This is a genomic window from Egibacter rhizosphaerae (assembly GCF_004322855.1).
GTDB lineage: Bacteria > Actinomycetota > Nitriliruptoria > Euzebyales > Egibacteraceae > Egibacter > Egibacter rhizosphaerae.
The window spans coordinates 962,922-975,777 of record NZ_CP036402.1; the positions used below are offsets into that span (position 1 = coordinate 962,922).

Annotated in this window: 3 protein-coding genes; all 3 read left to right on the plus strand. The window is 71.2% G+C overall.

Translation table 11 applies throughout. The features are described from left to right. Window positions 1–330 precede the first annotated feature (330 nt). Genes ER308_RS04535 through ER308_RS04545 form a run of 3 tightly spaced genes read left to right on the plus strand, consistent with a single transcriptional unit; the run spans window position 331 to window position 12,841 of the window. Window positions 331–5,841, plus strand: a complete 5,511-nt coding sequence (locus ER308_RS04535; protein WP_131153880.1) for a DEAD/DEAH box helicase — start codon at window positions 331–333, stop codon at window positions 5,839–5,841. Next, window positions 5,838–8,735, plus strand: a complete 2,898-nt coding sequence (locus ER308_RS04540) for a helicase-related protein (RefSeq protein ID WP_131153881.1) — start codon at window positions 5,838–5,840, stop codon at window positions 8,733–8,735. Before ER308_RS04535 ends, ER308_RS04540 begins: the two co-directional genes overlap by 4 nt. Further along, a complete protein-coding gene (locus ER308_RS04545; protein ID WP_131153882.1) occupies window positions 8,732–12,841 on the plus strand; it encodes an Eco57I restriction-modification methylase domain-containing protein in 4,110 nt (1,369 codons plus the stop codon). The genes ER308_RS04540 and ER308_RS04545 overlap by 4 nt, the downstream gene beginning before the upstream one ends. Window positions 12,842–12,856 lie beyond the last annotated feature (15 nt).

Sequence of the window (12,856 nt, forward strand, 5' to 3'; positions counted from 1 at the left end):
GCCAGCACCGCCGGGATCGCCGAACGCACCCTCAAACGCGCGAAAAAGCGGCTCGACGTCCGTTCGAACAAGCACGGCCCCGACGGCACCTGGTCGTGGTCGCTTCCCCACCAGCAACCCTGACCAAGCAAGGACGCCAAGGCTGCCACAACCAACCCGCGGCGCCCTTGGCACCCTTCCGACCCCCACTCGGACCGGCAGCCCCAGGTATCCGGCCGACCACCCCGCGGCTCCGGCGTCGAGGTCACATTCGTCGGCCTTGTAGGTCTTCGTGCTCGGACCGCAGGTGCGATCCTCTGGGCCACGTGGCGATGTGGATCGGAGGCAGGCGTGAGCGTCGAGGTCGATGCCGCGGCAGCGCGTCAGCGGGTGTCGAGCCGCCTGGATGCCTTCGCGCTGCGCGACGAGGTCGTCAGGGAGTACCGCTCCTATGTGGAGGGGTTCATCAACATCGCCGACGAGCGGGTCCGCGACGTCGTCGAGGAGGCCCTCTCGTCGGAGCGGCTGTGGCCCGACCCGTGGGTGCAGATCAACCCGAAGTTCTCCCCTGGCGCGTCGGTGGCCGACCTCGTCGCCGACGGGACGCTCGACGAGGCTTGCGAGCAGCTGTTCGCCCGCGAGACCTCGAATGGGGGCCGCGAGCCGTTTCAGCTGTACCGACACCAGGTGGAGGGCATTCGCGCGGCTGCCGCGGGCGACCACTTCGTGATGACGACGGGGACGGGGTCGGGCAAGTCGCTGACCTACATGGTCCCCGCCGTCGACCGCGTGCTGCGCGAGGGCTCGGGTCGGGGCATCCGCGCGATCGTCGTGTATCCGATGAATGCGTTGGCCAACAGTCAGCTTCAGGAGCTGGAGAAGTTCCTGCCGTACGGCAACCTCGCCGGCCGTCTGGACGAGCAGGGGCGGCTGGACACCTCGGCGCCCGCGAGCCCGGTGACGTTCGCGCGCTACACGGGGCAGGAGCCGCGCAACGTCAAGAACGCCATCATCGAGCATCCGCCGGACATCCTGCTTACCAACTACGTGATGCTGGAGTTGATCCTCTCGCGGGTATGGGACCGCCGGCTCGTCGGCCACGCCAGCGACCTCGCGTTCCTCGTCCTCGACGAGCTGCACACCTACCGGGGCCGCCAGGGCGCTGACGTGGCGCTGCTGCTGCGCCGCCTCGCGGAGGCGACCGGGGCCGAGGGCGTCCAGTACGTGGGAACGTCGGCGACGATGGCCTCCGGCGGGTCGCCGGCGGATCAGCGGGCCGCGGTGGCTGATGTCGCCTCAACGCTGTTCGGCGGGACCGTCGGTGCCGAGCGAGTGATCGGCGAGACGCTGGAGCGCACCACCAACGAGCACGCTGCCGACCCGACCGCCGCCGACGTCGACGGATTCCGCCCACCCGCCACCTTCGACGAGCTGGCTGGCCACCCGCTGTCGGCGTGGGTCGAGTCGCAGGTCGGGGTGGCGCGCAGCAGCGAGGGCCCGCTGGTTCGCGCGCAACCGCACCAGCTGCCCGGGCTGGCCGCTCGGCTGGCGCAGGAGACCGGCGCGGAGGCTGGCGCGTGCGCGGAGGCGTTGCGCGAGCTGATCCTGGCCGGCGACCGGCTGATGGATCCGAGCACGGACCGACCGGCGTTCGCGTTCCGATTGCACCAGTTCGTCTCGCGCGGCTCGTCGGTGCTGGCGACGCTGCAGGGCGAGGCGGCGCGCCGCCTGACGATGGAGGCGCAGCAGTACGACCCCGAGTCGGACCGCACCCGTCGGTTCTTCCCGCTGGCGTTCTGCCGCGAGTGCGGGCAGGACTACTACCCGGTAGAGCGCGTCGAGGTCGACGGGCAGGTGCGCTACCACCCCCGCGACGTCGGCGACGGCCAGGGCGAGCACGGCGGCACGCTCGGGTTTCTGCACGTGTCGACGCGGGATCCGTGGCCGTCGCATTCCGAGGCCGAGGTCGTCGAGCGGGTACCCGACGACTGGGTCGAGGAGGGCCCCGACGGCGGCCGGCGGGTGGAGCGCCGCCGCGCCGCCTTCCTGCCGCAGCCGGTACGCGTCGACGGGCTCGGCTGGGAACGCAACGTCGAGGGCGAGGCGGCGCACTTCGTGCCGCGACCGTTCCGGTTCTGCCTGGCGTGCGGGATCAGCTACGGGCCGCACACGATGCAATCGGATCTCGCCAAGCTCGGGTCGCTGGGCATCGAGGGCCGGTCGACGGCGACGACGATGCTGACGCTGGCGAGTCTGCGGCATCTGCGCAGCCTCGGCGAGGTCGAGGTGCCCGCGAAGCTGCTGAACTTCACCGACAACCGCCAGGACGCGTCGCTGCAGTCGGGCCATTTCAACGACTTCGTCCAGGTGGGGCTGCTGCGCTCGGCGATCTACCAAACCGTGCGCGAGGCCGGCGCGCGGGGGGTCGGCTCGCAGGACATCGAGCAGCGCGTCCACGACCAACTCGGTCTCGACTTCGCCGACTACGCCCAGACCCCCGACGCCTCGTACGGGCGGCGCCGCGCCATCGAGGAAGCGTTCCGCGCGGTGCTGCGCTACCGGATCTTCCACGACCTGCGTGGTGGCTGGCGGATCACCGCCCCGAATCTCGAGAACGTCGGGCTGCTACGCGTCGACTACGTCGATCTGCCCGAGCTCGCCGCCGACGACGAGCTGTGGGCCCGCCCGGACCTGTCGGCGGATGGCACGGCGACGGTGCTGACCAGCGCGACCGCGTCCCAGCGCGAAGAGGTCGGCCGGGTGCTGCTGGACTGGCTGCGGCGCGACCTGGCGATCCACGCTGACGCGCTCGACCCGCGGCAGCAGGAGACACTGGCCAGCAGAACGTTCGACACGCTGCTGGACCCGTGGCGCGTCGACGACCGCGAGAAGCTGGCGAGCTGGACCGCGGTCGTCGCCCGTCCACGCATCAAGCGTGCCAAGGGCGTGAAGGATCCCGACCCCGCCGAGTGGAAGCACGCCACCCCGGCCTCGGCGTTCGGCCGCTGGCTGGGTCGCCACCCGTTCGATGGACGGCTCTCCCAGGACGAGGTCGGCGCGGCGATCGAGCACCTGCTCGGGGTGCTGGAGCACGCCGGCCTGCTCGTCGCCGCCGGCCAGGCCGCCGACGGCGCGACGCTGTACCGCGTCGCCGCGTCGCAGATGCGCTGGACCCCCGGCGACGGCGCTCCGCAGCGCGACCGCCTGCGGGTGCCTCGGGCGCCGGAGGCGAGCAAGTCCGCCAACGAGTTCTTCCAGCGCTTCTACGCCGCGACCGCCGACGCGCTCGCGGGGATCCGCGCCGCCGAGCACACCGCCCAGGTGCCCGCGGCCGAGCGTGAGGAACGCGAGCAGCAGTTCCGCGACGACCCGCCGCGCCTGGATGCCCTGTTCTGCTCCCCGACGATGGAGCTGGGCATCGACATCGCGAACCTCAACGTCGTCGGCCTGCGCAACGTGCCACCGACGCCCGCGAACTACGCGCAGCGGTCGGGGCGCGCGGGCCGTTCCGGGCAGGCGGCGTTCGTGTTCACCTACTGCTCCACGGGGTCGGCGCACGACCAGTTCTACTTCCAGAAGCCCTGGCAGATGGTCGCCGGCCACGTCGCCCCGCCGCGCATCGACCTCGCCAACGAGGACCTGGTCCAGTCGCACGTCCAGGCGATCCTGCTGGGCGCCAGCGACGCCAACCTCGACCGCTCGATGGGCGAGGTGCTCGACATCGACGACGAGCCCACCCCACCCGCCGTTGGGGTCGACGCCGAAATCGACGCGAAGCTGCGCAGCCCCACCGCCCGCGGGCAGGCCAAGCAGACCGCCGCGCGCGTCCTCGCCCGCGTCGACGACCTCGACCAGGCCACCTGGTGGGACGACGCCTGGGTCGACCGGGTCGTTGACGGGGCCGCGGATGCGTTCGCCGCCGCCACGCAGCGGTGGGCGAACCTGTACCAAGCCGCGATGGCCCAGATCCGTCAACAGCACCGGATCGCCAACGACCGCGGCCGCACGAAGCACGAGCGGGACCAGGCGTTGCGGGCCTACCGCACCGCGCGGCAGCAGGTCGACCTGTTGCTGGCCGAGGAGCACGGCAGCTCGTATACCTCCGACTTCTACTCCTACCGCTACTTCGCCGCCGAGGGGTTCCTGCCCGGCTACTCGTTCCCGCGGCTGCCGCTGTCGGCCTACCTCCCCGGCCGGGGACGCAGCAGCGAGGACGCCGAGATGCTCCAGCGTCCCCGGTTCGTCGCCGTCTCCGAGTTCGGCCCGCAAACCACGATCTACCACGACGGCAGCATCTACCGGGTGGTGCGCGCGATGCTGCCCGTCGACGCCGACACCATCCGCGACGACGGGGAGGCGCAGCTGCTCGCCGACGGGGCGATGTGCCGAACGTGCGGGCACTTGCACCGCCCCGAGCGCGAGGACGCGCTGCTGCCCGACCTGTGCGTGAACTGCGGCACGCGGCTGGCCGAAGGGTTCCACTGGCACAACCTGTTCCGCATGACCTCGGTGGCCACCCGCCGGGTGGAGCGGATCAACAGCAACGAGGAGGAGCGCAACCGGCAGGGCTACGAGCTGCGCACCGGGTTCAGCTTCGCTCGCCGCGGCGACCGGCTCGACCGCACCGCCGCCCGCGCCGAGGCCGCCGATGGGCAGCCGCTGCTCGAACTGGTCTACGGGCACACCGCGACGCTCACGCGCCTGAACCTCGGGTGGCGCCGCCGCAAGGCCGAAGAGGGCCACGGGTTCTGGCTCAATGTCGAGGACGGCCGATGGGCCTCCAAGCCCGAGCCCGATGCCACCGTCGACAATGACGGTGATGGCGCCGCGCGCGCGGACGACGACCCGACCGGGCAGCCGATCACCAAGGTCGTCCCGTTCGTCGAGGACCGCCGCAACACGCTCGTTGTCCGCCCCGACCCGGCGCTACTCGCGACCGCCGCCGACGAAGATGAGTACACCGAGCCGGAGCAGCGCGGCCGCGCCTCGTTGGTCGCCACCCTGCAGGCCGCGCTCGGCACCGCGAGCCAGGAGCTGTACCAGCTCGAGGACGCCGAGCTCGCCGGCGAGCCGCTGCCCTCGGAGGACCCGCGCGAGCGCGACGCGTTCCTGCTGTACGAGGCCGCCGAAGGCGGGGCGGGGGTGCTGCGGCTGCTCGTCGACCCCGAACGGCCCGACGCGCTCGCCGAGTTGGCCCGCACCGCGCTCGAGCGCATGCACTACCAACCCGACCCCGACGCCTCGGACGGATGGCGCGACGTGCGCCGCGCTCCGCACCGTCACTCCGACTGCGACGCGGCGTGCTACGACTGCCTGCTGTCCTACACCAACCAGCGCGACCACGAGCTGCTCGACCGCAGCGACGCGCACGGCGCGAAGTCCGCGCTCATCGCGCTCGCCAACGCCCGTGTCGTCGTCACCGACACCGGCGCCGCACCCCCATCCGGAAGCGACGGCGCCGACATCGAACTGGCCGCCGAGGACCCCGCAAGCTACGACTGGCAGCCCCTGTACAACGGCACCTCCTCCCAGCTCGAGCGCGACTGGCTCGACCTGCTGCGGGAGCGCGGCCACCGGCCGCCAACGATGGGCCAGCGCCTGGTCGAGGCTGCCGAGTGCATGCCCGACTTCATCTACGAGCCCGACGCGGGCAAGCCCACCGCAGTGTTCATCGACGGGCCCCACCACGACGGCGCCGACCAGCAGGCCCGCGACCGCCGCGACACCGAGAACCTCGAGGACGTCGGCTACCGCGTCGTGCGGTTCCCCGCCCACCCCGGCGAGGCGTGGGAGACCACCCGGCAGCGGTGGACCGACACCCTCGACGTCCACGAGCACGTGTTCGGAAGGCCCCACGCATGACCGCCACTGACACCGCCAGCGAGCCGCGCGAGTTTCCCGTCGGTTCGCTGGTCTCCGCCCGCGGCCGCGAGTGGGTGGTGCAGAGTGGCTCCACCGACCAGCTGCTGGTACTGCGCCCCATCGCCGGCGCCGACAACGAACCCGTCGGCGTGCTACCCGACGTGGAACGCGTCGAGCCCGCCCAGTTCCCCGCTCCCACCCTCGACGACCTCGGCAGCGACCGCTCCGCGCGGCTGCTGCGCGACGCGGTCCGCTTCGGCGTCGCCGACGTTCCCGGCCCGTTCCGCTCGTTCGGCCGTCTCGCGGTCACCCCCCGCGCCTATCAGCTCGTCCCGCTGATGATGGCGCTGCGCCTGGACGAGGCGCCCGACGAGCGCGCCCACCCCGCCGCGCGGCTGCTGATCTCCGACGACGTCGGCGTCGGCAAGACCATCGAGGCCGGCCTCATCGCCGCCGAGCTGCTGGCAAGCGGCGCCGCCAACGGGCTGTCGGTGTTGTGTCCACCGCATCTGGCTGATCAGTGGACCAGCGAGCTGGCCGAGAAGTTCCACTTGCACGCCACCCCGGTGCTGGCCTCCACCGCTGCAAAGCTCGAACGCGACTTGCGCTACGGCGAGTCGCTGTTCGACCGCCACCCCGTCACCGTCGTCTCGCTCGACTACGTCAAGTCGCGACGCCGCCGAGACGACTACATCCAAACGGCCCCCGACCTGCTCATCGTCGACGAGGCGCACCTGTGCGCCAAGGACCCCGCCAACACGAGCAAGCACCTGCGTCACGAACTGCTCGAAGGCCTTGCGGCGGACCCGCGGCGCCACCTCGTGCTCGTGACCGCCACGCCGCACTCAGGCAAGGAGGGCGCGTTCCGAAGCCTCGTCGGGCTGCTGCACCCCCAGCTGGCAGACGTCGACCCCGAGGCGGACCTCACCGGCGACCAGCGCGCCCTCTTGGCGCGCCACTTCATCGCCCGCAAGCGTCACGACGTCCGCTACGGCTACGGCGCCGACACGCCGTTCCCCGAACGCGAGGACCTCACCGACCCGCACGGGCTCTGGCGACCCACCAGCGGCCAGGAGTCGCTGACCGAGGACGTCATCGCGTGGGCCAAGGGCGAGCTGCACCAGGCACGCGAGCGCGGGCAGCGCGACTGGCGAGTGCGCTGGTGGTCGGTGCTCGGGCTGCTGCGCGCGCTGGCGTCCTCCCCCGCCGCTGCCGCGGAGACGCTACGCAACCGCGCCGGCACCGCCGAGCTGGCCGCCGAGGCGACCGTCGACGACGTCGACGAGGCCGGCCGGCAGACCACACTCGACCTCGACGCCGTGGACGTCACTGCCGACGCTGAACTCGACATCGGCGCGCAGGTCCGCAACGACGCCGAGCTGCTGCGCGGTTTCGCCGACCGCGCCGACGAGCTCGCCGGACCCAAGGGAGACGCCAAGCTCGCCCGCGCGGTCGAGCTCGCCCGCGAACTCGTCGACGACGGGTATCACCCCATCCTTTTCTGCCGCTTCATCCACACCGCCCACTACCTCGCCGAGCACCTCGACCGACGGCTCAAGGGCGTGACCGTCGCCGCGGTCACCGGCGACACGCCATCGGATGAGCGCGAACGCGACGTCCACGAACTCGCCGGCCACCAGCCACGCATCCTCGTCGCCACCGACTGCCTCGCCGAGGGACTGAACCTACAGCGCTGGTTCTCCGCGGTGGTGCACTACGACCTGCCCTGGTCACCCACGCGGCTGGAGCAGCGCGAGGGACGCGTCGACCGCTACGGGCAAACCGCCCCGAGAGTGCGGGTAGCGGCGCTGCACGGCGAGGACGTCGTCATCGACGACCTCATCCTCGACGTGCTACTGCGAAAGCACCGCACCATCCTCGACCGGCTCGGCATCGCCATCCCCATCCCCGGCTCGTCCGAGGAAGTCATCGAAGAAGCCGCCGAGCGGCTGCTCGCCCAACCCTCCTGGAGTCAGCAGCAGCTCCTCGACGACGGCGCCTACCAGCAGGTCCGCGACGACATCGACCAACGCTGGGAGGACGCCGCCGACCGCGAGCAGCGCTCCCGCAGCAAGTTCGCCCAGCACGCCATCGACCCCAGCGAAGCCGTCGCCCAGCTCGACGCCGCCCAAGCCGCCGCCGGCGAGCCCGACGACCTCGCCCGATTCCTCGCCACCGCGGTCACCGCGCTCGACGGACACGCTCACCGCGACGGCGACCGGCTCACCCTCACCCTCACCGGGCTTCCCACTCAGCTGCGCGACGAGCTCGCCGACGCGCTCCCCGACACCCAGCTGCCCGACCACATCGAGGCCAGCATCAACGGCGCGGCGCCGGCGGGCACCATCGAGCTGGTCCGCACCCATCCCTTGATAGGCACCGTCGCGCAGTACATCGTCGACGCGGCCATCGACCGCTACGAGCACGCCCCCGCCTCGCGGCTCGGGGCCATCGCCACCGACACCGTCGACACGCGCACCGTGCTCGCTACCGTCCGGTTCCGCCACGACCTGGCCACCACCCGCCGCGGCGACACCCGCACCGTGCTCGTCGAGGACGTCGCCACCATCCCGCTGCGCCGCCACGGCCCGGTCGACGACGTCGACCCCGAGCAGCTCGCCGACGCCGAACCCACCGTGAACCTGCCCGACCCCGACCGCCGCGAGGACGCCGCCTGGGCGCTCGACTGTCTCGACGGCGAGTGGCGGGAGGCGCTTGACGAGCTCGCCGACCAGCGCGCCGAGGAGCTGCTCACCGCCCACCGGCGCGTGCGCCAGGGCTTCGCCGGCGGCCGCGAGGCCGGCTTCGGGCGCTCCGCCACCCGCGCCCACCCCGACCCCGACATCGTCAGCCTGCACGTCCTGCTACCCGACCCCCGCCGGAGCGACCGATGAGTAGCCGCACCACCGGAGAGTTCGGCACCATCGTCACCGTCGGGGGGCTGTGGGGCGGGTCGCTGCTCGCGGTGCTCCGCGACGAGCCCAGCGAGCTACCCGGCACCAAACCTGAGGCCTACGACCTGCCCGCGGCGGCAGACCTGCGCACCCCCATGCGGTCGGCGTGGACGCTGCTCAAGGCCGCGTGGGTCGACTTCACAGCCCACCGTGAGCTGCGCACCAGCGAGCACGGCACCGAGCACTACGGCTCCGATGACTTCACTCGCGACCGGTGGCTGCGCCACCTGCTCGACCAACTCGGCTACCACCAACCCGACCCGGTGCCCGGCGGGCTCGCCGTCGACGACGCCGACCCCGACGACGAGCGCGACCGCTACCCCATCACCCACCTGTGGAGCGACCGCGTCCCGCTGCACCTGCTGCCCGCTGGCGTGCCGCTCGACCGCACCACCCCCGGAGTCGCCGGCGCCGTGCGGCAGTCGCCGCACTCCACGCTGCAGGACTACCTCAACCGCACCAGCCGCCACCTCTGGGGCATCGTCACCAACGGACTGACCCTGCGGCTGCTGCGCAACAACGCCGCGCTCACCAGGCAGGCCTACGTCGAGTTCGACCTCGCCGCGATGCTCGGCGACGAGAACTACCCCGACTTCGCGGTCCTGTGGGCCGCGCTGCACGCCAGCCGTTTCACCGGCCCCAGCCCCGCCGACTGCTACGCCGAGCAGTGGCAGTCCTACGCCGCCCAGACCGGCGTGCGCGCCCTCGACGAGCTCCGCCGGGGCGTGGAGGAGGCCATCACCGAGCTCGGCCAGGGCGCCATCGAGCACCCCGACAACCACGCGCTGCGCCAGCGCCTCGCCGACGGCGATCTCGACAGCACCGACCTGTACCGCCAGCTGCTGTATGTCGCCTACCGCCACGTGTTCCTCTTCGCCGTCGAGGACCGCGGCCTGCTCCATCCACCCGACGCCGACCCGGACGCCGTCGCCGCCTACCGCGACTACTACTCGACCGCGGTGTGGCGCGAGAAGGCGCGCCGCCATACCGGCGGGCGCCACCCCGACGCGTGGGAAGCCCACAAGACCGTCACTGCTGCGCTCGGCCGCTCTGCGGGCCTGTCCGCGCTCGCGCTGCCGCCGCTGCTCGGCGACCTGTGGGATCCCGCCTCCACGCCCGACCTCGACGACGCGACGATCACCAACCGTCGCTACCTCGCCGCGCTGCGCCACCTCGCCTGGGTCCGCCGCGAAGGGACCACCCACCGGGTCGACTACCGCAACATGGGCGCCGAGGAGCTCGGCGCGGTGTACGAGGCGCTGCTCGAGCTCACCCCTACCGCTTCGGCCTCCGCGCGCACGTTCACCTTTGCCCACACCCCCGGGCACGCCCGCAAGACCACCGGCAGCTACTACACCCCCACTTCGCTGATCACCCGCGTCCTCGACGACGCCCTCGACCCCGTCGTCACCCGCACTATCGACGGCCGCGCCGGCGATGAGGCCGCCGCAGCGCTCCTCGACCTCACCGTTTGCGACCCGGCGATGGGCTCGGCGCACTTCCTCGTCGCTGCCGCCCACCGGCTGGCCAAGCACGTCGCGGCCCACCGCACCGGTAACCCCGAACCCGACCCCACGGCGTACCGCGACGCGCTCCGCGACGTCGTCAGCCGCTGCATCCACGGCGTCGACGTCAACCCCATGGCCGTCGACCTCGCCAAGATGGCCCTGTGGCTCGAATGCCACGTGCCTGGCAAGCCGCTGACCTTCCTCGACCACCACCTCAAGGCCGGCAACGCCGTCCTCGGCGTCGGCTTCGACCCCAGTATCGTCGACTGGCACCCCGGCGCCTCCGACCCCCGCGGGATCCCCGACGCGGCCTTCAAGGTGCTGCACAGCGACGTCCGCGCCGCAGCAAACAAGCTCAAAGCCGCGAACAAGCGCCGCCGCGAAGGCCAGCTCACCCTCGATCTCGCCGGGGCCGCCAGCGGCGACCCGACCGCTGAACTCGCCGGCGACGCTTCCCGCATCGCCGCCCTGCCCGACGACGATCCCGACGCGCTCGCCGAGAAGCAGCGCATCCACGCCACGCTCACCGAATCCGAAGCCCTGCGACGCGCAAGGCTGCGCTGCGACGCCTGGTTCGCCACTTGGACCACCCCCAAGACTTCCACCCAAGCCGCCGCCGACGACCAACCCTTCGACGTCTACTACGACACCCACCACGGCGACCTACCCGCCGCCAGCCGCCCCGGCGTCCAACGGGTCCAGGGCCAGGCGGAGCAGCACGGCTTCTTCCACTGGCACCTCGCTTTCCCCCACATCGCTCAAAACGGCGGCTTCGACGTCTTGCTCGGCAACCCCCCGTGGGAACGCGTGAAGGTCCAACAGCGGGAGTGGTTTGCCGCCCACGGCCGCGACGACATCGCCGACGCGAAGAACGCCGCCGCACGCAACCGCATGATCAACGCTCTGCGCGCCTCCGACGATCCCGTCGACCAGACGCTCGCCGAGGAGTGGGACGCCTCCCTTCGCGCCTCCAGCGCGCACTCCGAGCTGCTCCGCCAGTCCGGCCGGTTCCCCTTGGGCGGCGTCGGCGACGTCAACCTCTACGCCGTGTTCGCTGACCACTTCCTCCACGCCCACAATCCCGGGGGCGCTGCCGGCTTCCTCAGTCCTACCGGGCTTGCCACCGGCGCGACCTACGCGCCGTTCTTCGCCCATCTCGTGGAAGCCCGGCGACTGGCCTCCTTCTGGTCGATCTGGAACCACGACCGGCTGTTTCCCGAAGTCAACGATCGCGTCACCTTCGCCCTCGTCACCCTTGTCGGAAGCCATCATCCCGTCGACAAGATCGGCTTCACCGGCCACGTATGGCAAGCCAGCCAGATCGACGACCCCGAGCGGCGCTACAACCTCACGCCTGAGGACATCGCCGCGATCAACCCCAACACCAAGACTGCGCCGCTGTTCCGCCACGCCCGCGACGCTGAGATCACTGCCACCATCCACCGCAACGCCGGCGTCCTCGTCAACGACACCGCTTCTCCCGAGGACCCCGCGCACAACCCCTGGCGTGTCGAGCTCATGTCGATGTTCCACATGGCCAACGACTCACAGCTATTCCACGATCAGGAGACAGCGGAGGCTTCCGGCGCGCAGCTGGACGGCAACCAGCTGACCTGGCCCGACGGGAACCGGGCGTTGCCGCTGTACGAGGGCAAGCTGATCTGGTTCTACGACCACCGCGCCGGCACCTACGAAGGCCAGACCGAGAAGCAGAAGCGCGTCAACTGGATCCCCGCCGTCAGCAGTGAAGCCAAGGCCGACCCGACCTTCGCGACGCTACCCGGCTACTGGGTCGACCAAGCCCACGTCGACGAACGGCTCACAGGCCGGTGGGGCCGTGACTGGTTCATCGGGTGTCGCGCAATCGCCAGAGCGACGGACGAGCGGACACTCATTTGCAGCGCCCTTCCTCGTTATGCCATGAGCAGCCTAGTACTGCTACTCCCTCAAACCCTTCCAAAGCATCTGGCCACTTTGCTGGCTGGTCTTAGTAGCTTGGCGTGCGATTATGTGGCTCGCAGTGCAGTAGACGCCAACATGTCCCTATTCGTAATAAAGCAGCTCCCCCTCGGCATCGACCCCTGGACGCCACTGCCATGGGGCGAACGGCTCAATCACTTCACCGCACCGCGAGTAGCTGAGCTCACCTACACCGCCTGGGACCTCCAAGCTTGGGCCACCGACATCGGCTACCCCGGTGCGCCCTTCCGCTGGCACGACTCGCGCCGGGAGCTGCTACGTGCCGAGCTAGACGCCGCGTTCTTCCACGTCTACGGCCTCGGCCGCGACGACGTCGAGTGGGTCCTCGAATCGTTCGAGTCACTCGCCGGCAAGGAACGCAAGCCACCAGAGCGAGGCGGTTACGGCGAGTTCCGCACCAAGCGGCTCGTCCTCGAGCGCTACGACGCCATCACTGCGGCGAGCCGACGCGGATCCGAGTACATGACGCCCTTAGATCCGCCTCCGGCAGATGAAGCCATACGTCACGACGCCGGAGGAGCCGCAGGCGCTCCCCGCCTCGCTTCCGAAGGCCTCTGACACCTCGGGGCGTCC

Coding starts and splice junctions, on each gene's coding strand:
- ER308_RS04540 (WP_131153881.1), top strand. CDS start 5,838: ATGACCGCCACTGACACCGCCAGCGAGCCGCGCGAGTTTCCCGTCGGT.
- ER308_RS04545 (WP_131153882.1), top strand. CDS start 8,732: ATGAGTAGCCGCACCACCGGAGAGTTCGGCACCATCGTCACCGTCGGG.